Consider the following 22830-nt stretch of genomic DNA (forward strand, 5'->3'; position numbering starts at 1 on the left):
TCTTCATAGTTTTTCAGACAGCCTCAATTGTTATAATTTCATTTCAGGAACATCATTTTCAACAATTAATTTGCCTTCGGTAGCTTGTTCTATTTCGTCTACACTTACCCCGGGGGCTCTTTCCAGAAGTTTAAATCCGTCTTGAGTAACCTCTAAGACTGCAAGATTGGTGACGATTTTTGTAACACAGCCCACTCCGGTGAGCGGTAAACTACATCGTTTCAACAACTTAGATTTTCCTGCTTTATTGGTATGCATCATAGCCACAATAATATTATCGGCACTGGCTACGAGGTCCATGGCACCCCCCATACCTTTTACCATTTTTCCAGGAATCTTCCAATTGGCGATGTCACCATTCTCGGCAACTTCCATAGCACCCAGAATGGTTAGATGCACATGTTTACCTCTTATCATTCCAAAACTCATTGCTGAATCAAAAAAACTTGCACCAGGGAGCGCAGTTATGGTTTGTTTTCCTGCATTAATAAGATCGGGATCTTCTTCGCCTTCAAAAGGAAATGGTCCCATGCCTAAGATTCCATTCTCACTTTGAAATTCTACTTCTATATCGTCACGCACAAAATTGGCTACCAGGGTTGGTATCCCAATCCCCAGGTTTACATAGTAACCGTCTTTAACCTCTTTTGCGATGCGTTGTGCTATTCCTTCTTTTCCTAAAGACATAATTTATTTTTTTGGTCGAACAGTTTTCTGCTCTATACGTTTTTCATAATTTTTCCCCTGAAAGACCCGTTGAACAAAAATTCCAGGAATATGAATTTGATTAGGATCAAGTTCTCCAGGCTCTACGAGCTCTTCTACTTCTGCTACGGTGACTTTCGCAGCACCGCACATATTGGGATTAAAATTTCTGGCTGTTCCTTTAAAGATAAGGTTTCCGGCTTTATCGCCTTTCCAGGCTTTCACGAAAACAAAATCGGCTTTAAAGGCTTTTTCCAGCACGTACATTTTTCCATCAAATTCGCGCGTTTCTTTTCCATTAGCGACCTCAGTACCATAACCTGCGGGGGTATAAATAGCAGGGAAACCCTGTTGTGCTGCCTGGCATCGTGCAGCCAGAGTTCCCTGTGGGATTAACTCCACATCTAACTCCTCACTAAGCATCTGTCGCTCAAATTCTTCGTTTTCTCCCACATAGGAAGAGACCATTTTTTTGATTTGTTTTTTATGAAGCAGTAAGCCCAGACCAAAATCGTCTACCCCGGCATTATTGGAAATACAGGTAAGGTTCTTAATATTTAAGCGAACAAGTTCTGAAATTGCATTTTCAGGAATACCTGAAAGGCCAAAGCCGCCAAGCATAAAAGTCATGCCGTCTTCAACACCCTTTAGGGCCTCCTGAACATTATCTACAGTTTTTCGAATCATCGGTATAATTTTACCGAAAAATACAAAAATAAACCGCTAAGGACAATGCTTTTACTGCCTTAAATTATCTTATTCAGAATTAATTCAGGAAAAATTTAACGAATCTTAAAAATCCAGCTCATCCGGAAGGCTTTCTGAATTAGGCTTATTTTCCTGGTAATAATTATCGCAATTAACTTCTATGGAGAGATTCTCAGGTCTCGGGAAATCTTCTTGTGAAATCTCTAATTCCTCGTCGGCATACAGATCTTTCATATACATTCCCCAAATAGGCAAAGCCATAGTGGCCCCCTGGCCATAAGTTATAGTAGGAAAATGTACTGAACGGTCCTCAGCCCCAACCCACACCCCGGTCACCAGGTTCGGGACCATTCCCATAAACCAACCATCACTCTGGTTTTGGGTGGTTCCTGTTTTTCCCGCAATAGGATTTTTAAAATCATAAGGATAGCCAGTTACCGCGCGTTTGTAATGTTCGAGATCTTTCGCATAAGTGCCTCGTAACCGCACTCCGGATCCATACTGGGTTACCCCTTCTAAAAGGTTTACCGTTACATATGCCGCCTCTTTACTAAGCACGTCACGGGTTTCCGGAACATTCTGGTAGAGCATAGTACCATTTTTGTCTTCAATACGGTTTACGATAACCGGCTTGATATAAACTCCTTCATTGGCGAAAGTACTGTAGGCCGAAACCATCTCAAACAAACTCAAATCCTCAGTCCCCAATGCAATTGCAGGACCCGTAGAAAAATTTTTGGTATCGACACCAAGTTTACTAACCAGATCTACCACCGGACCCGGCCCCGTTTTATCGATAAGCCTCGCCGTAACCGTATTTACCGATTTTGCCAGGGCATTTTTCAGGGAGATCATCCCTTCGTATTCATCACCCACGTTTCTGGGAGCCCAGTCCTTGATATTCCCGTATTTACCAGCTTCAATAGTAAAAGGATTAAGAGGTAATGTATCACAGGGCGAAAGTTTTAACTGGTCTATAGCCGTAGCATAAACAAATGGTTTAAAGGTAGAACCTACCTGCCTTTTTCCCTGTTTAACATGGTCGTACTTAAAGTGCTTGAAATTGGTGCCGCCTACCCAGGCTTTTACCTCTCCAGATTGGGGCGCCATAGACATTAAACCTGCCTGCAAAAAACCTTTATAATAAAAAATGGAATCTTTTGGGGTCATGACGGTGTCTTTAGTACCATTCCAGCTAAACACCCTCATTTTTCTTTTTTTATCAAAGGATGCCAGAATCTCTTCCTCAGATTTTCCCTGTTCTTTCATCTCCTTCCAACGCACTGAACGGCGCATAGCACTTCTCACTATACTATTAACCTCATCCTGGCTGACATCTCTGAAGGGAGCCGTTTTATTTTTTTCATTCTGCCGATCGAATTCTTTCTGAAGATGGGAAATATGTTTCTTCACAGCTTCTTCAGCATACTGCTGCATTTTTGAGTCTATGCTGGTATAGATTTTAAGTCCGTCGCGGTAAATATTGTATTCTGTTCCGTCTGGTTTTGGATTTTTCTTAATCCAGTCTTTCATAAATCCCTGAAGATAAACCCTGAAATAAGTTGCCATACCCTCATCGTGGCCTTCAGGAGAGAAATCCAGATTTAATGGAAGTTTTTGCAGCGAATCCTTTTCTTTTTCTGAAAGATACCCGTTCTTATACATTTGCACAAACACCTGATTGCGGCGTTGTTCAACCAGCTCGGGACGTCTTACAGGGTTATAGAGAGCGGCATTTTTAAGCATTGCTACCAATACGGCAGATTCTTCAATATTCAGGTCCTTTGCCTCTTTCCCAAAGTAAATTTTCGAAGCGGAACGGATTCCCACTGCCTGATACACAAAATCATACTTATTAAAATACATCGTGATGATCTCTTCCTTAGTGTACTGTCGCTCGAGACGCGTAGCAATAATCCACTCTTTTGCCTTTTGAAGCACCCTGGCCATAGGGTTGTTGGATACCTGTTCGGTAAAAAGTAACTTAGAGAGCTGTTGGGTAATAGTACTTGCTCCTCCTCGCGTTCCCAGGAAAAAGGCAGCCCGCAAGGTACCTTTGGGGTCTATCCCAGCGTGTTTATAGAAACGCTCATCTTCAGTAGCAACCAGAGCTTTAACAAGGTGGCCGGGAAGATCATCGTATTTAATTGGAGTACGGTTTTCGCTGTAATATTTTCCCAGGGTTTCCCCGTCAGAAGAAAAAATCTCTGTAGCGAGATTGGTTTCTGGATTTTCAAGTTCATCGAAAGTTGGCATCTTCCCAAAAGCCCCCCAACTGGCTAATAAAAAGATGAAAACAATAACTAATATTCCTAGTCCGAAGAGGGTCCAGAACCCTAAAATATAAGAGGATTTGCTTCGGGTAGTCTTTTGTTGTTTTTTAGGTGACTTGGCCATTTTTTATACTGAAGTTATTCTGAAGTGTTTTCTATTCTGAAGCCAACGTGTGTGATTCCCTTTAGGTTCTCTATACCGTTAACCTCACCGTTTTTGCGCATAGCGTGTCTAATATCTACCTGATAATTGCCCGGTTCATCAAAACGAACATTTTCTTTATACCAGAGTTTGTTTTCTTTAATATCACCAAAACCCTTGCCAAGCCATTCCCCCGATGGTGTTGCCATCTCATATTCGAGAGTATCGGTAATTACTTTTCCCTGCGGAAACCTTATTTCGCTTATCAAAAACAGGTTGCTATAATTAAACTCATTATTATTTCTAATGTTGAAAAATAAATTATATGATTTAAGCGAATCTAACTTACCCAGTTCAAAATTTATAATTGAGTCTTTATGCCATTCCCCGTTCACAGACTTGTAATCATCAAAGACACGTTTTTTATCGCAACCGGCAATCACACTAAAAACAATTAATAATATTAAAAAAACACTTATTTTATGCATTTTTAGACGGTTTACCCTTACGCCTTTTCTTACGGCCTTTACCTCGCGATTTTTTACCTTTAGGTTTATCGAAACGCGTTAAACTATCCTGGCCCACCACATTGTTGAAATCTGGTTTCTTTTCTGTTTCCAATAACTGAACTTCAAATTCCTCCAGGCTGGCGACATCTTCCTTGTTTTTATTAGACTGGATAATTTTATTAGCCTGCTTTGCAGTGATCTTATACCAGTTCATCCACTCCCCTTCATAAGCATACCAAAGGAAGCCCTGGAAAATATCTATTTTCTGGCAAACGGCTGTTCCTTTTTTGGTATAGAGTTTTGTATCTGTTCTCGGGAAAGCTTTTAGAGCTTCCAAATAGGTGTCAAGCTCGTAGTTAAGACAACATTTTAATTTCCCGCATTGCCCGGCAAGCTTTTGTGGATTAAGCGATAGCTGCTGGTATCTTGCCGCCGATGTACTCACCGATCTAAAATCTGTTAACCAGGTGGAACAACATAATTCTCTTCCGCAGGAACCAATACCTCCAAGTCTCGCAGCCTCCTGGCGGAGGCCAATCTGCTTCATTTCTATACGGGTATTAAATTCGCGGGCAAATTCCTTAATTAATTGACGGAAATCTACACGATCATCGGCCGTGTAATAAAAAGTAGCTTTAGAACCGTCTCCCTGAAATTCCACATCGCTTATCTTCATGCTGAGTTTAAGTCTGATTGCGATCTCCCGGGCACGTTTCTTTATGGCTTCTTCCCTTTGGCGATATTCTTCCCAAACATCGATGTCTTTCTGAGTAGCTTTTCGGTATACTTTAAGAATTTCAGCACTATCGGGAGTTACCTTTTTCTTTTTCATCTGTACCCTAACCAGTTCCCCGGCAAGGCTTACCATTCCTACATCATGACCTGGTGAAGCCTCGGTGGCCACAACATCCCCCATGCTCAGGCTAAGGTTTTCAGTATTTCTAAAGAAGTCTTTTCTACCGTTTTTAAATCTCACTTCTACGAAATTAAAAACTTCTACTCCCTGAGGGAGAGACATATTTGAAAGCCAGTCGAAAACGCTGAGTTTATTGCAGGAATCGGTACCACAGGTTCCGTTATTCTTACATCCTTTAGGTTGTCCGTCTTTGGTTGAGCAACTGCTGCAAGCCATAAATTATTCTATATATAGGAAGCCTTGCTAGTTTAGTGCTGCAGGCTTGTAGGTTTATAATTAGTTCTAAAAAGGTAAATATACCAATATTAATTGGCTCTATTTAAAGAACGCAGGCTTAGCTTTTATATTTTAAAACTTCAGAACGACCTTTTTTAAAGATCTTATTACTGTTGCCTTTACCTTTTCGCAATTTCTTTTGTTCCTCGTAGGGCAAAGCATTTATCTCCATACACTCTTCTGAACAGCAATTATTCATTTTCTCTGCACATTCAGGGCATTGAATAAAAAGGAGGTGACAGGCTTCATTAGCGCAGTTCACATGCGTATCGCAAGGTTTACCACATTGGTGGCAGCTGGAGATGACTTCCCCTGATATACATTCAGCCCTGCGGTGATCAAAGACAAAATTCTTCCCTAAGAATTTATTTTCCAGCTGTTGGTTATTTACCTGCCTGGCATATTCTATAATTCCACCTTCAAGTTGATAGACATTTTTAAAGCCTTTGTGTTTATAATAAGCGCTGGCTTTTTCACAACGAATTCCCCCGGTACAATACATCACCAGGTTTTTATCTTCTTTGTGCTCTTTAAGATCCTCCTCTATAATTGGCAGGGAATCCCTGAAAGTATCCACGTCTGGAGTTACTGCGCCATCAAAATGCCCTATCTCACTTTCGTAGTGATTACGCATATCTACCAAAACGGTATTCGGGTCACTAATTAACTCATTAAATTTGGCTGCATCCACGTGCACTCCTTTGTTTCTAACATCAAAGGTATCATCGTTCAAACCATCGGCCACTATTTTTTTACGCACTTTCACCTTCAGCTTAAGAAAAGATTTCAGGTCGTGCTCAATAGCGATATTCAGCCTCACACCTTTCAGGAAATAAATTCGGTCTATAAATTCTTTAAATTCATCAAAGCGTTTAGCAGGTACAGATAACTGTGCATTTATCCCCTCGTGAGCCACGTAAATACGTCCAAGCACTTCCATTTGATCCCAGGCGATAAAAAGGTGATTTCTGAAAAGATGAGGGTTTCCAATTTTTGCATACGCATAGAAAGAGAGTGTTAACCGATCTTCGCCGGCCTCTTCTAACAAAGCTTCTCTTTCTTTAGCGCTTAATTTATTGTACAGTTGCATGCTATACCAATTTATAAGGTTAAAGAAAATTTTTGCAAAGATAAACTTTAATCGCAGCAGAAAAAATGTCATAATCTTAATAAAAACCAAAGGTTTTTATTGCTTTTTTGGGGTTAACTTGAGGTAAAACCTTAACTCTAATCTCATAATAATAAGAGAATCCAAAAAAATTATTACAATTTTAGAAGGACCTAAAAATGCCCCGAATTTAAAATTGTGATGCACCAAAACTTATAGTATTTTAGCAACTTTCATTTAATATTATAAAAATCATGAGCAACGATAAAGAAAGAGAAGCTAAGTTAAAGGCTCTAAAGCTTACCCTGGACAAGATGGACAAAACCTACGGAAAAGGTACCGTGATGAAAATGAGTGACCAGGCCGTTAGCGATGTAGATGCGATTTCTACAGGATCCCTGGGGCTGGATCTGGCACTTGGAGTTGGAGGTTATCCACGCGGAAGGGTGATTGAAATTTACGGACCCGAATCTTCGGGTAAAACCACCCTAACTCTGCACGCAATAGCTGAAGCACAAAAAGCTGGAGGAATTGCTGCTTTTATTGATGCCGAACACGCTTTTGACCGTTTCTATGCTCAAAACCTGAATGTAGATATCGAAAACCTCATCATCTCTCAACCCGATAACGGGGAGCAGGCACTGGAAATCACCGATAACCTTATCCGCTCGGGAGCTATAGATATTATCGTAATAGATTCTGTAGCTGCACTTACCCCAAAAAGTGAAATAGAAGGAGAAATGGGAGACTCGAAGATGGGGCTCCACGCCAGGCTGATGTCTCAGGCACTAAGAAAACTCACCTCATCAATCAGTAAAACTAATTGTACCGTAATATTCATTAACCAATTAAGGGAAAAAATTGGGGTAATGTTTGGAAACCCCGAAACCACTACCGGTGGTAATGCCCTTAAATTTTATGCTTCGGTTAGACTTGATATAAGGCGATCAACCCAAATTAAAGATAGCAACAGCAACGTAATGGGTAATAAAACCAGAGTTAAGGTGGTGAAGAACAAAGTAGCACCTCCGTTTAAAACCGCCGAATTTGATATTATGTATGGCGAAGGAATTTCAAAAATTGGAGAGATCATAGATGTTGGAGTAGATTACGAGATCATCAAGAAAAGCGGATCCTGGTTTAGTTACGAAGATACTAAGTTAGGCCAGGGACGCGATGCTGTTAAAATCCTGCTCAAAGACAATCCCGATCTTATGGAGGAACTCGAAGTCAAAATTAAAGAGGCTATTAAAATTGCCAACGAGTAAAAAAATCAAATCCCTTTTTTAAGGGATTTTTTTTATTTCAATACGCAACCATTTGAAGTTAATTGCATCTAAAAGGTAGACTTATTAGATTAATTCCTAATTCAAAAAAGAAATATTGAAATGAAAAAATTGGCTTTTTTACTAATAACTACTTTCAGCCTGCTAGGTTGCAGCCTGGAAGACGATGGCCCCAACAGGTTACTTGAATTTGCTGAAATCACCGATGCTGATTTACCGGAATATTTTGAGCGTGGAGAATCTTATGATATTGTGGTAACCTATTTATTACCTTCAGCCTGCCACGTTTTTAATGGTTTTGAAGCACGCCAGGGGCAGGGAGCAAACAGCAATGAAATCTTCATTGGTGTGGTAACTTCCTATGATACTAACCTAATTCAATGCAACAAAGAGGAAGATGATCTCTCCAGAGAGGCAACCTTAAAAGATGTAAGAATTACAGGCGAAGTGGGCACGGTGTACACCTTCAAATTCTGGATAGGCCAGGATTCCTCAGGGGAGGCGCAATATTATACTGTAGAAGTACCTGTGAAAGATCCCGATACCACGGAGGAAGAAGAGTAATGAAAATGAAGATAATGATGAGTAACACCTCAACAAGCAAGTGAGTTTAGAAAAACTCATACAAAAGTGTAAAAAACAGGATATCAAGGCACAAGAAGAGCTCTACCGGTTATATGCCCAAAAGCTTTTTGGTTTGTGCCTTAAATATTCTACAAATTATCAGCAGGCAGAAGATAACCTGCAGGATGGTTTCTTAACCATTTTTAAAAAAATATCACAATATCAGCATAAAGGTTCTTTTGAAGGCTGGATGAAACGCATTATAATTAATACTGCGCTTCAGAAATACCGAAAGGAAAAATACCTGGATATCATTAATGAAGATCTGTTAGAGGAACAGGAAATTGAAATCGATGAAGAGGATTTACCTGTAGATTTTTTATTAAAACTCATACAGGAGCTTCCACCGCGATACCGCGAAGTATTCAACCTTTATGTTTTAGACGGTTATTCCCACCAGGAAATATCTGACTTGCTAAATATTTCCCTGGGAAGTTCAAAATCCAACCTCGCCAGAGCCAGGGGAATTTTGAAAGAACGAATTGAACACCACCAAAACAATAGCTCGGTGCAATCATTATGAAAGAGAAAAAGAACATAGACCGGCTTTACCAGGAGAAATTCAAAGATTTTGAAGCTACTCCCCCACCGGAAGTATGGAATAAAATAGCTGACCGCCTGGAGGAGGATAATAGCAAAAAGCCCATTATTCTTCCTATCTGGTTTAAAATAGCCGGAGCCGCTGCGGTGATGGCGCTACTTTTGTCGGGAGGTTTTTTCATGTATCAGAATAATTTCTTCGGAAACTCCCCAGGGCTGGTTTTTGAATTTGAAGAGATTGACCGCCCACAAATCGAAACTTCCTTTGATAATAACACACTTACAGAAACCGGAATCCTCCTTCGGGAAATTATTTCGGGTAAACAGGATAGCAAGTCGTCAAATAATGCATCTACCGCGGAAAACCATAGACTTGCATCTTCCGGACAGTCAACTATAAATAAAGGACCTTCAGCAGATAATTCTTCAGAAAAAGTTGAAAGCAAAAAACAGCTCATCAATCATAAGGCCGGTGTCGCCCAAACAGAAGATTCTTCGGAAGAAAAATTAAAAGACAATCAAAGCTTAGCTTCAAATAAAAGAGCTGATTCCATCGGCCTTGTTTCTATAAAACCAGAAGCTGCTACCCAAAAAGACAGCCTCGCAGAAAATGCTATTGCTATCATGGAAGAAGAAAATAAAGCGATCGAAAAAGAAAAGGATGAAGCAAAAAGCGGAAAAAAAAGGTTGAGTCTTAGCACTTTTGCTGCCCCGGTAGTTTACGATAATTTTGGAAAAGGCAATCCTATAGATCCCCAGTTTGCAGGAAATCCTTCCAGCTCCAATTTAACAATGGCTTATGGCGTGAATGTATCGTACCAATTATCGAATAAATTAAAGATAAGATCAGGGATTGGAAAAGTGACCATGAGCTACGATATAAAGGATGTTTTATTTTCGGCAGCTATTATTCCCAACGCTATTGCCAGTATAGATTACAGTCCCGAAGGAAGTAATTACCAAATACAAGGCAATTCGGGAAGAAGTAGTTATTCTTCAATAGAAACCTCTTTTGCTCCGGAAAGTGCCTCAATGGCGATGTTGGGTGATATTAATCAACAGTTTGGATATATTGAAATTCCTCTTGAAATAGAGTATAAACTTATCGATAAAAAAATTGGAGTAAATATCATTGGAGGAGGAAGCAGCCTTATTTTAGATGAAAATACATTGTTACTTAATTCCAACAACCAAACTGCTCATCTGGGTAAGGCCAATAATATCAATGATTTGAGTTTTAGCACTAATATTGGGCTTGGGGTAAATTATAAACTTACCGAAAGGCTTAAATTGAACCTGGAGCCAATTTTCAAATATCAAATCAACACTTTTAATAACACCCAAAACCTCCAACCATATTATTTCGGGGTCTATTCCGGCTTGAGTTATAAGTTTTAATTCTCCATGCCTTGAAGATCATCCAGGATAAGTTGGCGTGTTTTTAATTTAAGTTCCCGGCGATCTTCCTGAGATGTGCCTACAGTAGGGATCATATCGTGAACCTTAACCCTTAAAGGCCCCGGACTTCCAACAGAAAACCGGTATGGAAAACGCTTCTTATTATCGTAAAAGGTAAAAGGTAAAATAGGGATCTGGTAATCTATAGCGATCCTAAAGGCACCATCTTTAAAATTATCGAGGAGCAAGGTATAATCATCGGGCACGCCTCCTTCCGGAAAAATACAAATGCTATTTCCTTGATTAAGTCGGCGTTGAGCTTCGCTAAAAACCCTATGCTTACTTTGATTGCAGCTACGATCTACCAAAATGCATGTTCTACGGTAGAAAAAACCAAACAGGGGAATGCGGGCCAGTTCTTTTTTTCCTACAAAGATAAACGGCTGTTTTACCAGGGCTAACATCAACATAATATCTATCATTGAAGTATGGTTGGCCACCAGCATATAGCTATTCCCTCTTTTAAGTTTCACCGCAGTTTTAGAAACCGGGTAAAGTCCCATTCCGTAAAGAATACATTTTGCCCAAATTCTGGCGCAAAAATAGTACTGTGGATAAAATTTCTCTGAAGATGTAAAAATGAGCAAAAAAGGCAGCATTATAACTATTGGTAAAACCATTAGTATATAAAACCAAATTCGCCAAAGTATAATCGCCGTCTTTTTAAGTAGAGCCATGGTCGCCAAAAATACTAAATTGAAGTGAGTGTCTTCCTCAAAAAAATTATCTTTGTGAAAAATCAGAAAAAGACAATGTCCAGAATACTTACCGGAGTTCAGAGCACAGGAACTCCCCATCTTGGGAATTTGCTGGGAGCCATCCTTCCTGCCATCGAAATGGCCAACCAGCCTCAAAATGAATCTTTTATTTTTATCGCCGATATGCATTCGCTTACCCAAATCAAGGATGCTGATACATTAAGGCAAAATACTTATTCTGTTGCTGCCACCTGGCTTGCCTGTGGAATAGACATTGAAAAAACTGTTTTTTACCGCCAGAGCGATATCCCGCAAACTGCAGAACTCGCCTGGTATTTAAGCTGCTTTTTTCCATACCAGCGATTAACTCTGGCTCATTCTTTTAAGGATAAATCTGACAGGCTGGAGGATGTAAACGCCGGGCTTTTCTCCTATCCTATGTTGATGGCTGCCGATATTCTTCTATATGATGCTGAAATTGTCCCCGTAGGAAAAGACCAGTTACAGCACCTGGAAATTACCCGCGATGTAGCCTCAAGATTCCATAATCAAATGGGGGAAGCCTTTGTAATTCCAGAGGCCAAAGTACAGGAAAATACCATGTATGTTCCCGGTACCGATGGTGGAAAAATGAGTAAATCACAAAATAACACCATCAATCTTTTTCAAACTGATAAAAAACTAAGAAAACAAATCATGGGCATAGAAACCGACAGCACACCGCTGGAGGAACCTAAGAACCCAGATTCCTGCAATGTTTTCGCACTTTATAAACTTGTAGCTTCTGAAGAACAAATCGCTGATATGCGTAAAAACTATGAAGCAGGAGGTTATGGTTACGGCCATGCAAAGCAGGAACTTTATGAAGTTTTAGCCAAAAATTTTGAAGAGGCAAGAGAAAAATATGATTTCTATATGAATAATCCAGACGCTATAGATGAAGCTCTTGCAGTTGGCGCCGAAAAAGCTTTGGTGGTAGCCAACGAGGTTTTAAGCAGGGTTAGAAGAAAGCTAGGTTATTAAATAAGCTCAAATAATTTTCCGGGCAAAGGTCTTATCACACCTTTCAATTCAAGATTGAGTAAAATTCCAGCTGTTTTAAATGTAGGGAAATTGCAGTTTAGAGCAATAGTATCTAATTGTGCTTTTCCCCGATCTTTAAGGAAACTGTATATACTTTTCTCTTCGTCTTCCAATTCTACAAACAACTGCTTTTGGACTGGTTGAACTTTGGTCTCCAGATCCCAGTTGAGGATGTAAAGAAGATCGGCCGCCGAACTTAACAAGTGGGCATTTTGAGATTTTATAAGGTTATTGCAGCCTTTGCTATAGGCATCTGTTGGCCGGCCGGGAACGGCAAATACCTCCCGGTTATAGGAATTAGCGATATCGGCTGTTACCAGAGAACCACCTTTTTCGGCGCTTTCAATCACTATAGTGGCCTCGCTTAAACCAGCTATGATACGATTGCGCTTCAAAAAATTATTCCGATCAAATTTATCGGTACTCCAGAAGTCGGTAAAAAACCCTCCGTTATCCTCAATGGGCTTTACATATTTCTGATGTACTTTAGGATATATTTGATTCAAGCCGTGAGCGAGACAGCCAATGTTTTGTAACTTATGGTGAATGGCAGCTTTTTGTGCTACAATATCAACCCCGTAGGCAAGACCTGAGACGATAACAGGATCCAAAGGGCTAATGTCTTCTATAAATTTCTCACAAAAGGCTATGCCATGCGCGGTGACCTGCCGCGTGCCAACTACGCTAATAATTCGTTTGTTCTTCAGATTGATTTTCCCCCTGGAAAAGAGGAGCACGGGACCGTCAAAACAGTGTTTTAGTTTTTCAGGATAGTTTTCCTCCTGAAAATAATGCGTATTTATTTTATTTTTCTCTATAAACTTTAATTCCTCTTCAGCAGCCTTTAAATGATCTCCACTTCTGAATTCATTCAGTTTGGTCTTGCCTATTCCATCAATTTTCAAAAGATTCTGAGGTTTCTCTTTTATAACAGCTTCGGCAGAACCCAAATGTCTGATCAATTTCTTGGCAGTGCTATCTCCCAGATTTGGAATATGTTGCAAGGCCAGAACGTATAATAAATCTGAAGGGTTCATAAAATCATTTTCATCTAAATTTACAGAAAAAAGATTTGTTAATAAATATTCTTTAGGTAACTTTAAAAACCCTCATAAAACCTATTATTTTTGCGCCAATGAATATAATAAACCACATCCAGGATTTACTTTATCGTTACGAATGCGTGATTTTGCCCGGGTTTGGGGCTTTTCTTTCCCAAAGACAACCGGCTTACATCCAAGAAGAAACAGGAGCATTTTATCCTCCTAAAAAGCTTGTTTCCTTTAATGGGCAACTCGTAAAAAGTGATGGCCTGCTGGCTAATTATATTTCAGAAGCCGAAAATATCTCTTATCCTGCAGCGGTAAACCGTATTGCATTTTTTGTAGATAATCTTGAGAATTCTTTGAATAGCGATGGTGAGGTAGAACTTGAGAACATTGGTCAATTTAGCTACTCTGAAGAAGGAAATCTTCAGTTTAAACCGGTTGAAAAACTCAATTACCTTCCCGATTCATTTGGCCTGGAAAGCATTCATACTGGGAAAGTGAATCGTGAAGTTTATAAAAAACAGGTAGAGGAACTCGAGGAAAAAACTCCAATCAATTTCACCCCAAAAAGAAGAAAAACACCTGCATTACTTAAATATGCCGCTATTGCCGTTGTAGCACTTGGTCTTGGTGGTTTCACCGGACTTAACATTTACAGCGATCAGGTAACAAAGCATAATCTAGCAGAACAGCAGGAAGCCCAGGATCAACTTCAACAGCAGATACAACAGGCAACTTTTGTAATAGATACGCCGCTACCAGCTATTACTTTCAACATTGAAAAGCAATCGGGTAACTACCATATAGTAGCGGGAGCTTTCAGGATTGAAGAAAATGCAAAGAAAAAAGTTAAAGAACTTCGCAATGAAGGTTATAAAGCCAGGCTAATTAACGTAAATAAATTTGGTTTACATCAGGTAGTTTACCAAAGCCTGCAAACCCGCGGGGAAGCTTTAAGAGTACTAAGAGAGGTTAAATCATCCAACGAAGCTGCCTGGCTGCTCATTCAGGAACTTTAATAGGATTTTAGGTTTTAATTAATCTAATCCCCTTATTTTTGCCGAAAATTCGGCAATATGCAAGCAAAACATCCTCAGGAATCCCGTACTACCCTTACCGATCTGGTGCTACCCAGTGAGACCAATCCTTTAAACAATTTATTTGGAGGCGAACTACTGGCCAGAATGGATCGTGCCGCAAGCATTGCCGCCCGCCGTCATAGCCGTCGAATTGTGGTTACCGCCTCTGTAAATCACGTAGCTTTTAATAAGGCCGTGCCCCTCGGAAGCGTAGTAACTGTTGAAGCAGCCGTATCGCGGGCATTTAAATCTTCTATGGAGATCTTTATTGATGTTTGGGTGGAAGATCGTGAAAGCGGTAATCGCACCAAAGCCAACGAGGCTATTTATACATTTGTAGCAGTAGATGAAACCGGATCACCCGTGAGGGTGCCTCCATTGGAACCGGAAACCGAGCTCGAGAAGCAACGTTACGACGCCGCTCTTAGAAGAAAACAACTTAGCCTGGTACTGGCAGGAAAGATGAAACCGCAGGATGCAACAGAGCTTAAAGCGCTGTTTGAGGACTCGAAGTAATTTCTTAAACTACATTTGAACGATCCAGTCGGCAGGATTCATTTTTTGAGTATTCTTATATATCAGGAAATGCAATGTTGTTTTTCCGGTGCTACGGCTGGTAGCGATCTCTCCTAATTCCTGCCCTATATTAACAACATCGCCGCGTTTTACAAATACTTTCGAAAGATTGTTATATATAGTTAAATAATCACCGTGACGCAGCATCACAGCTTTATTAGCTCCTTTTACGGCCTGTACTTCACTAACTGTCCCATTAAAAACCGCCCGGGCTTTACCCTTATTATCTGTATCTATCCGAACACCATTGCTGTTAATAGTTGTAGATCTCACCACGGGGTGCGGTTGGGTACCAAATCTCATGGTCACCACACCCGTGCGAACAGGCCAGGGTAATTTACCTTTATTTTTAATAAAGTCGGCGGCCAGGGCTTTCGCTGCAGGGGTTAATTTGTAGGTGTCTCTGGATTCTGAACCGCTCTCCTTATTGTCTTTAGCAATAGAGGCGCGAATCATCTCCTCAATCTGTTGGTCAATTTTATTGATTTCCTGCTGTTTTTGTTTAATCTGCGAAGCGAACTGACTTTCCTTACTTCTAATAGTTTTCATCAACTCGCGCTGTGCCCTACGATTTTTTTCAAGGGCTGCCCGGGTTTGCCTGTTTTCTGCAATGAGTTTATCCTTTTCCTTTTTTTGATTGACCAAATCCTTATTTAATTGTTGAAGTTCGGCTGTACGAGCCTGGATTTCATCTCCCTGTTGCTTTCTGTAGGCCGTATATTGCTTCATATACTGAAGCCTTTTATATGCCTGAAGAAAATTCTCTGAAGACAGCAGAAACATTATCCTGCTGTTGGTTGATTTACTCTTATATGATTTTTCGATCATACGGGCATAATCCTCCTTTAGAGCTTCGAGCTCTTTACGCAACCGCCCTATTTTACTTGTGTTTGAGTTGATCTCCCGGGTAAGCAGGTTTGCCTGCTGATTGGTAACTCTTATTAAATTTTCGGTGCTTTTTATCTGTTGATCCAAATCCTGAACCTCGCTTAAGACCGATCGCTCTTTTTGCTTGTTGCTGCTTCTTAATTCGTTGATCCGCTTTATTTCGCTGCGCAATTCCTGGCGGCGCTTCTCGAGTTCTTCACGAGATGTTTGCGCATTCGCCGGAAGCCCCAACAAAATTATAAATCCGAAGATCAAAAATGAATATGTGAACTTTTTTAGCTTCATTCTACACTAATTTCTTCATAACCTGAAGGAATTTCAAAAGGAAAACTGATATCTGTGTTTACCTCCAGTGAGCGATAAGTAAGTTCTATATGAGTGCTATTTGCTCCTTCGTTGGCAATAATTCTTATATGACGGGGAAAAAGTTTTCCTGAAGTTTCCTGGTAATCTGTATAGGTAACGGTAAGTCTTCGATTATTTTCCTCCTGGGCAAGTTGCTGCGCTTCTGCCTTCAAATTTTCGGTATTTAGCAAAAACATTTTTTTTATAAAATGCTCTTTAGCAGGCAAAAACTGATAACCTCTTGGCGTTTGGGAGAATTCATATTCCTCTGTACGCAGATCATAAATAGCTTGGCCCAATAACAGGTTCTGAAGTTTTTTAAAATCAAGAGGAGTCCCCAGAATATCGCTAAGCAAGCTAAAATCACCTTCAAAATAGGTTTTACCAATTTTTTCGTAATAACTTACGCTACTTGGAGTAATATAAGCCTTGGCCATAGGGAAGCCTAAAACTGTGGCACTCATCCAAATCGCCTTATCCTTCTCCATTCTGAAATTTAAATTGACCGTTTGAGTTTTATCTTCAGTTTGATACACCGTACGAAGCCTGGCAGTTAGGGTTTCAAAATCGGCTTCGTTTTCGTAATGCTTCGCTATAATTCCTGCGGCTTCTACGTCTTTAGTCGCTATGCCTTTTTTAACACGTGTACTTCCGCAAGAAATCACAAAAGCACTTAACAAAAACAATAAAAATATCCTTCTAATCATTTATTCCAATATTTTTAATAATTCTTCAAGCCTGCTTTTAAAACTGTATGCCTTCTCATCGTCACCCAAAGCTTTATAAGCAATGGCTAGTTGCTTATAAAAATCAATTTCCAGTCTTATATTATCTATGAGATAATCGAGACCAAATGTAAGTATTTCTTCTGCTTCGGCGTATTCCTCAAGATTATTTAGAGCAACACCCTGCAGGAGATAAAAGAAGGGTTGAGCAGGAAAAACTTCCAAAGCTTCCCGGCTAAGATCTCTCGCTTCTTCATTACGGCCTGCTTCAATTTGTAAAAGCAAGGTGTTTTTGGTGAGTTCAAAGTTATCAGGATTCTGAGCAATTCCTTTTTCAAAAAACCGCAAGGCTTCTTCTTTTTTATCATTTTTAAGGTAAAATTTTCCGAGTTCTTCGTAGAGTTTTGGTGCATTTTCCCATTCAACTAGATCCTGGCTCACCTCTAGCAACTCCTTCTCATATCCTCGATTTTCATTTACAAAGAGGAGAAAGTCATTAAGAACTTTAAATTTTGACTCAGGGTCTATTTCTTCGCTTTCAAAGACAATTTTCATTGAATTTACCGCTGCATCGGGTTTATTGCGATCCAAATAAAACTTATAAAGTGCAAGATGTACCAATCGACTACCCGGATTGGTTTCCTGTAACTCCAGAGCAGTTTGAAAGGCCTCTTCCTTATTTCCCTGCTCGCTGTAGATATAAATGAGATTAAGGTAGTTCTGTTCATTTTCAGGATCCTGTGCAATTCCTTCCTCCAGATTTCCAATTTGTGCCTCGGTGTTGCCGGTTCGGGCATAAATTTGCCTGCGCATCATGGTTCTATAATTATTTACCCCTTCCTCTTCATCGAGTTCATCCAAAACCTGCAGGGATTCATCATATTGCTCATTTAGCAAATATAGATTGGCAAGATCTTCCTTATAATCTGGATCGAATTCCATTAACGCCTTCACACTAAGGATAGCTTTTTCAAAGTCCCCGGTACTCCGGTAGGTTTCATAGATCTCCACAAGTATATCCTCCCTCGTTTCAAGCTCCAGTGCTTTTTTATAATTTTCAAGCGCAAGTTCGAACTTCTCCAGCTGGCGGTAATTTTTACCTAATTCAAAATAGACCACGGCATTATCGGGTTCCAGCTCCAGGCAGTCTTCAAGGGCAATTATAGCTTTCTCGTAATTTTCAATGCCTTTTTGTTTAAGGGCTTCAAAAAAATGCTCCTGAAATTCATCGGTAACATTTCCAAGATCGTCTTCATTTACTTTGTCTACGATAGCCTCCTTATCCTGAGCCATCACTGGCTGAAGGAAGAAAAAACACAGCAAAAGTATATAAAGCGGATTTTTCATAACATTTTTTTGAAGCCTCAGGCCAAGTTGGAAAGAGCTATTCTAAAACCGAATAATCTCCAATGCTAACCTGGGTAAACTCCCCGTTGAATTTAGCATGATTTCCTATCATTGCATTATCCAACTTTGCATTTTTTATTTCTGCAAAATTCTGGATAAGGCTGTTTTTTATTGTTGAATTCTCAATTTTGGTGCCATCTCCTACTGAAACATTTGGCCCGATCTTAGCATTGATCAATTCCACATTCTCTCCAATAAAGCAGGGCTCAGTGATTTCAGAATTTTTAATCTTAACAGCCTTGGAAACAAGTTCCTTTCCTTCCTGGTGAAGAAAATTCAGCATTCTTCCGTTGGTTTCAACGGTAACATTTTTATTTCCGCAGTCCATCCATTCATCTACTTTACCGGGAACGAAACGCAGGCCTTTGGCTCTCATAGCTTCAATCCCATCATTAATCTGGTATTCACCACCACGGGTTAGCTTTTTATCAAGTACTCCCTGAAGTTCTTCCTTAAGCACGGCCACATCTTTAAAGTAATAGATCCCGATCACGGCAAGATCTGATACGAACTCCTGTGGTTTTTCCACAAGGTCTATAATTTCATTGTTCTGGTTAAGTTGAACTACACCGTAGGCTTCAGGATTTTCAACCTGTTTCACCCATATTACACCATCGGCTTCTTTATCCAAAGTAAAATCGGCTTTAAAAAGCGTATCGGCATAGGCGATAACGGCTGGACCTTCAAGCGACTCTTTAGCACACATTATAGCGTGCCCTGTGCCTAAAGGTTGGTCCTGGTAATAAATTGTGCCTTTAGCTCCTAAACTCTCGGCTATAGCCTTTAAATCGGTTTCTACTTTATCCCCAAAATCCTCTGCGATCACAAATGCGATCTCGTCTATGCTTTCATCCAACACCCCGGCAATATCTTCTACAAGCCGATGTACTATGGGTTTTCCCGCAATAGGGATCAATGGTTTTGGTACAGTTAAGGTATGAGGGCGAAGTCGCGAACCACGACCAGCCATAGGTACTATAATCTTCATAGGTTTAATTTGTGACTCCCAAAATTACAGGGAATCTTCTGTTAATATTAATTTTCCGCACAACCGGTTCTTCCGGTTAAATTATATTCTTATTTATGACCCGTACTGCCGAATCCGCCAGCTCCCCGGGTTGTTTCCTCAAGAACTTCTACTTCTTCCCAGGCAATATGTTCATGCTTGGCGATCACCATTTGGGCAATTCTTTCCCCGTTTTCAATAGTAAAATCTTCCTGGGAGAGATTAACCAGGATTACTCCAATTTCTCCTCGATAATCGGCATCAATGGTACCGGGGGAATTTAAAACAGTAATTCCTTTTTTTGCAGCCAGGCCGCTTCGAGGTCTAACCTGTGCCTCGTAACCTACCGGTAATTCAATAAAAAGTCCGGTTTTTACAATTGCCCGTTCAAGTGGCTTGATGCTTATTGGTTCAGAAATATTTGCACGTAAATCCATTCCCGCAGAAGCTTCGGTTCCGTAATGAGGTAGATTATGTGCAGATTTGTTAATGATCTTTACTTTCATTCTTTTCGGTTTAAATATCCATTTTAAAATTAATGGTTAATACTTGATTATCTGTTGTAAGTGTTTCCTTTCATTAAAAAATGCTATAACCAGGAAGCCCAAAACAAAAGCTGCACCTGCCACATAGTTTTCCCTGAAAAAACTAAAGGAAATTATGGAAAAGCCTGTAGACAACAACAGGTAAAAAGCTATTTTTTTAACGTCATAAGGTACCGGATAGTATTTTCTTCCGAGGAAATAAGAAATAAGGGCCATACTTCCATAAGCGAACAAAGTTGCCCAGGCTGCCGCGATAAAACCAAGGACGGGAATCAGGATGATATTGAATAAGACGGTAACAACTGCTCCAAAAATAGAAATATACATTCCCATTCGGGTCTTATCTGTTAGTTTATACCAGACCGAAAGGTTATGATAGATCCCTAAAAACAAATTTGCAAGCAAAACAATAGGTACGATAGAAAGTGCAATCCAGTAATCGCTGTCTCGGATAATGAGTTCTTTAAAGAAATCTACAAAAGCCACCAAAAACAGGAAAATAAAGCTTCCTGCAATCACAAAATAGGTGAGGATAAGGGAATAGGTAGTTTTTGCATTTTCGGCTTTAGCCTGATTGAAAAAGAAGGGTTCGGCGCCTAGTTTAAAGGCCTGTACAAAAATGGTCATAAACACGGCCAGCTTGTAACAACCCGCATACGCACCCATAATTTCATCGGAAATCATATCCTTCAATAGAAGCTTATCCAGGTTTTCATTAATCACGAAAGCAAGTCCTGCAACCATAACCGGCCATCCATAATGCCACATTTTCTTGAGCAAAGGGAAACTAAAATCTATTTTTGTTCTGAAGAAATAGGGCAATAAGATCAAAAAGGTCACCGCACTGGCGGCAAGGTTCGCAAGGAAAATATACCCAACCTTGTCGGCATCGGTATAATTATCCAGAATAATTTTAGGGGTGGAACCCGGAAATTTTTGAACCCACCATAGAAAATAAAAATTCAGCAATACCACTATCGCAATATTGATAATCTTTACTCCGGCGAATTTAATAGGCTTATTGGAAGCACGTAGCCAAGCAAAAGGTACCACAACCAGGGTATCCAGCGCCAGGATCCCTAGTAGAATATTGAAATAAAATGGCTGCAAATCCAGAAGACCAAAAATATAATCTCTGAAAAGAAAGACCAGGATGAAAAAGATAATCGTTGTTACCGAAAGCGTTATAAAAGCGGTGGAAAATACTTTCCCTTTTTCTTTGGAGTGACTAAAAAACCTGAAAAAAGCGGTTTCCATTCCATAGGTTAGAACCACGTTAAAAAATGCAGCCCAAACATAAAAAGTGGTGTTTATTGCATAGTCTCCGGTACTAAGGGCAGCGGTGTGCAGCGGCACCAGGATAAAGTTCATTAGCCTGGGAAGCACCGTAGCAAAACCGTAAATTATAGTGTCCTGAAAAAAGCGTTTTAAAGTACTCAACCGGGGACCTGTTTTGTCGTCAAGATATTAATTTCTTTCCTCTATTCCGGTTAACTTATAGTATTTCGTCTTTTCATTTTGTTTGAAAACAAGAATAGCTTCGTCGCTTTCTATTTTAAACGGACTTTCTTTTGGAGCTTGTGGCGCTTTATTGCCATATTCCTCTTTAGGATCTTCATGCATGATCTTATCTCCCTTTCCTGTAGCGAAAGAAGCCACATAAAGATTAGGTTTTTCGGCGTCTAAGTTTAGTGCTGAATGCATCCCACGGAAATAAACACTTTCCAACTTCACCCTGTTTTCCTGGATTACAGCCACAGGTATGTATAGGTTTAATCCATTTTCGGTTTGAGAATAATAAACTTCATTAAACTGAGCCGGAGCTCTTTCCTGAAGTTCTTTATTACTGCCACAGCTGCTTAAAATACTTAATAGTACTATACTGAAAAGAAAAAAGGGAGCTTTCATAATTAGAGGTTTTGTGATTTTAAAGTTACAAAAACAAAAGATATACCAAATAAATAAACCCTGCCGTTAGACAGGGTTTATTAACGGAAGGATATTCCGCTTATTTTATAAAATTAACCATTAAGAGCCTCTGCACCACCAACGATCTCAAGGATCTCATTGGTAATAGAAGCCTGACGGGCTTTATTGTAAGACAATTTAAGGTCGTCTCTAAGCTCTGTGGCATTCTCTGTCGCTTTATGCATGGCCGTCATACGGGCACCGTGTTCTGAAGCGAAAGAATCTCTAAGCGCTTTAAAGAATTGCATTTTTAACGATTTCGGAATTAATTCTTTAACAATCTCCAATTTTGAAGGCTCAAAGATATAGTCCAGTTGTTTGTTTTCTTCAGAATCAAATTGCTCGATAGGCAAAAACTGTTCATGCTGAACGATTTGTGTGGCGGCATTTTTAAACTGGTTATAAACCAGAACGATCTTATCGTACTTCTCATCAAGGAAAACTTGCATCAATTCCTCTGCGATAACTGAGGCATTTTCAAAGCTTAAATCGTCATAGATATCCGTATTATGTTTATAGATATCATACTCCTTTTTCAGGATATCATTGGCCTTTTTTCCAATGGTATAGATATCTATATTTTTAGCCTTGTAATCGTTCTTAGCCTTATACTTAACCGCTTTTATGATATTGGTATTAAAAGCACCGGCCAATCCCTTGTTTGATGAAATAGCAACGATCAAAACATTGTTTACCTCGCGCTCCTCGGCATATTTACTGCTCGCATCATCATCTAAGGTAGCACTTAAATCCTGTAGCAACTGGGTTAACTTTTCAGAATAAGGACGCATTTGCGTAATTGCATCCTGGGCTCTGCTCAACTTTGCAGCCGATACCATTTTCATGGCACTGGTAATCTGCATGGTTGATGAAACCGAAGTAATTCTGCTACGTAAATCTTTTAAGTTTGCCATAA

Annotated in this window: 23 protein-coding genes; 7 read left to right on the forward strand and 16 right to left on the reverse strand. The window is 39.8% G+C overall.

From position 1 onward, the window contains the following. Positions 1-30: 30 nt before the first annotated feature. The 6 genes from VIM94_RS03470 to VIM94_RS03495 form a co-directional block, all read right to left on the reverse strand. Positions 31-687, reverse strand: coding sequence for a CoA transferase subunit B (locus tag VIM94_RS03470; RefSeq protein ID WP_332037898.1), 657 nt, complete (start codon positions 685-687; stop codon positions 31-33). Positions 688-690: 3 nt separating this feature from the next. Then, positions 691-1392 carry a CoA transferase subunit A gene (locus tag VIM94_RS03475; protein ID WP_332037899.1) on the reverse strand — a complete coding sequence of 234 codons (702 nt, stop codon included), beginning with the start codon at positions 1390-1392 and terminating at the stop codon, positions 691-693. Positions 1393-1497: 105 nt separating this feature from the next. Beyond that, positions 1498-3810 carry a penicillin-binding protein 1A gene (locus VIM94_RS03480; RefSeq protein ID WP_332037900.1) on the reverse strand — a complete coding sequence of 771 codons (2313 nt, stop codon included), beginning with the start codon at positions 3808-3810 and terminating at the stop codon, positions 1498-1500. A 14-nt stretch (positions 3811-3824) separates the two neighbouring features. Further along, positions 3825-4316, reverse strand: coding sequence for a gliding motility lipoprotein GldH (locus tag VIM94_RS03485; RefSeq protein WP_332037901.1), 492 nt, complete (start codon positions 4314-4316; stop codon positions 3825-3827). Continuing rightward, positions 4309-5469 carry a regulatory iron-sulfur-containing complex subunit RicT gene (locus tag VIM94_RS03490; protein WP_332037902.1) on the reverse strand — a complete coding sequence of 387 codons (1161 nt, stop codon included), beginning with the start codon at positions 5467-5469 and terminating at the stop codon, positions 4309-4311. The genes VIM94_RS03485 and VIM94_RS03490 overlap by 8 nt, the downstream gene beginning before the upstream one ends. A gap of 118 nt (positions 5470-5587) precedes the next feature. After that, on the reverse strand, positions 5588-6619 hold the full coding sequence (locus tag VIM94_RS03495; RefSeq protein ID WP_332037903.1) for a rhodanese-related sulfurtransferase: 1032 nt from the start codon (positions 6617-6619) through the stop codon (positions 5588-5590). A 272-nt stretch (positions 6620-6891) separates the two neighbouring features. Here VIM94_RS03495 and recA point away from each other — a divergent pair, with 272 nt between their 5' ends. The 4 genes from recA (at position 6892) to VIM94_RS03515 (ending at position 10485) form a co-directional block, all read left to right on the forward strand. Continuing rightward, positions 6892-7905, forward strand: coding sequence for a recombinase RecA (gene recA / locus VIM94_RS03500; protein ID WP_332037904.1), 1014 nt, complete (start codon positions 6892-6894; stop codon positions 7903-7905). 120 nt (positions 7906-8025) lie between these two features. Continuing rightward, on the forward strand, positions 8026-8487 hold the full coding sequence (locus tag VIM94_RS03505; RefSeq protein ID WP_332037905.1) for a hypothetical protein: 462 nt from the start codon (positions 8026-8028) through the stop codon (positions 8485-8487). A 40-nt stretch (positions 8488-8527) separates the two neighbouring features. Next, positions 8528-9070 (forward strand): RNA polymerase sigma factor, encoded by a 543-nt coding sequence (locus VIM94_RS03510; protein ID WP_332037906.1) that lies wholly within the window; start codon positions 8528-8530, stop codon positions 9068-9070. Next, the gene (locus VIM94_RS03515) at positions 9067-10485 is read left to right on the forward strand and encodes a hypothetical protein (protein ID WP_332037907.1); all 1419 of its coding nucleotides are present in this window, start codon (positions 9067-9069) and stop codon (positions 10483-10485) included. Before VIM94_RS03510 ends, VIM94_RS03515 begins: the two co-directional genes overlap by 4 nt. Here the strand turns inward: VIM94_RS03515 and VIM94_RS03520 are convergent. Beyond that, positions 10482-11048 carry a lysophospholipid acyltransferase family protein gene (locus tag VIM94_RS03520; RefSeq protein ID WP_332037908.1) on the reverse strand — a complete coding sequence of 189 codons (567 nt, stop codon included), beginning with the start codon at positions 11046-11048 and terminating at the stop codon, positions 10482-10484. The two genes, VIM94_RS03515 and VIM94_RS03520, sit on opposite strands and share 4 nt — an antisense overlap. Before the next feature lie 249 nt (positions 11049-11297). On the opposite strand from VIM94_RS03520, the gene trpS reads away from it, so the two are divergent. After that, positions 11298-12266: a tryptophan--tRNA ligase gene (trpS, locus tag VIM94_RS03525; protein WP_332037909.1), complete on the forward strand. Its 969-nt coding sequence runs from the start codon at positions 11298-11300 to the stop codon at positions 12264-12266. Here trpS and dprA read toward each other — a convergent pair. After that, entirely contained in the window at positions 12263-13363 is a 1101-nt protein-coding gene (gene dprA / locus VIM94_RS03530; protein ID WP_332037910.1) for a DNA-processing protein DprA, read from the reverse strand. The two genes, trpS and dprA, sit on opposite strands and share 4 nt — an antisense overlap. Positions 13364-13461: 98 nt before the next feature. On the opposite strand from dprA, the gene VIM94_RS03535 reads away from it, so the two are divergent. Continuing rightward, a complete protein-coding gene (locus VIM94_RS03535) occupies positions 13462-14394 on the forward strand; it encodes an SPOR domain-containing protein (RefSeq protein ID WP_332037911.1) in 933 nt (310 codons plus the stop codon). A 57-nt stretch (positions 14395-14451) separates the two neighbouring features. Then, the gene (locus VIM94_RS03540; RefSeq protein ID WP_332037912.1) at positions 14452-14970 is read left to right on the forward strand and encodes an acyl-CoA thioesterase; all 519 of its coding nucleotides are present in this window, start codon (positions 14452-14454) and stop codon (positions 14968-14970) included. A 9-nt stretch (positions 14971-14979) separates the two neighbouring features. Here VIM94_RS03540 and VIM94_RS03545 read toward each other — a convergent pair whose 3' ends face one another. The 8 genes from VIM94_RS03545 to atpG form a co-directional block, all read right to left on the reverse strand. Beyond that, complete coding sequence (locus tag VIM94_RS03545; RefSeq protein ID WP_332037913.1) at positions 14980-16203, reverse strand: murein hydrolase activator EnvC family protein; 1224 nt, start codon at positions 16201-16203, stop codon at positions 14980-14982. Next, positions 16200-16970 carry a DUF4292 domain-containing protein gene (locus VIM94_RS03550; protein WP_332037914.1) on the reverse strand — a complete coding sequence of 257 codons (771 nt, stop codon included), beginning with the start codon at positions 16968-16970 and terminating at the stop codon, positions 16200-16202. The genes VIM94_RS03545 and VIM94_RS03550 overlap by 4 nt, the downstream gene beginning before the upstream one ends. Then, positions 16971-18335, reverse strand: coding sequence for a tetratricopeptide repeat protein (locus tag VIM94_RS03555; protein WP_332037915.1), 1365 nt, complete (start codon positions 18333-18335; stop codon positions 16971-16973). A 37-nt stretch (positions 18336-18372) separates the two neighbouring features. Beyond that, the gene (locus VIM94_RS03560; protein WP_332037916.1) at positions 18373-19383 is read right to left on the reverse strand and encodes a sugar phosphate nucleotidyltransferase; all 1011 of its coding nucleotides are present in this window, start codon (positions 19381-19383) and stop codon (positions 18373-18375) included. An 89-nt stretch (positions 19384-19472) separates the two neighbouring features. Continuing rightward, positions 19473-19907: a dUTP diphosphatase gene (gene dut, locus VIM94_RS03565; protein WP_332037917.1), complete on the reverse strand. Its 435-nt coding sequence runs from the start codon at positions 19905-19907 to the stop codon at positions 19473-19475. A gap of 36 nt (positions 19908-19943) precedes the next feature. Continuing rightward, complete coding sequence (locus VIM94_RS03570) at positions 19944-21386, reverse strand: lipopolysaccharide biosynthesis protein (RefSeq protein WP_332037918.1); 1443 nt, start codon at positions 21384-21386, stop codon at positions 19944-19946. A gap of 27 nt (positions 21387-21413) precedes the next feature. After that, the gene (locus VIM94_RS03575) at positions 21414-21854 is read right to left on the reverse strand and encodes a hypothetical protein (protein WP_332037919.1); all 441 of its coding nucleotides are present in this window, start codon (positions 21852-21854) and stop codon (positions 21414-21416) included. Positions 21855-21967: 113 nt separating this feature from the next. Beyond that, complete coding sequence (gene atpG / locus VIM94_RS03580) at positions 21968-22828, reverse strand: ATP synthase F1 subunit gamma (RefSeq protein WP_332037920.1); 861 nt, start codon at positions 22826-22828, stop codon at positions 21968-21970. Positions 22829-22830 lie beyond the last annotated feature (2 nt).

Source organism: Salegentibacter sp. (assembly GCF_036568425.1).
In the GTDB taxonomy this organism is placed as follows: domain Bacteria; phylum Bacteroidota; class Bacteroidia; order Flavobacteriales; family Flavobacteriaceae; genus Salegentibacter.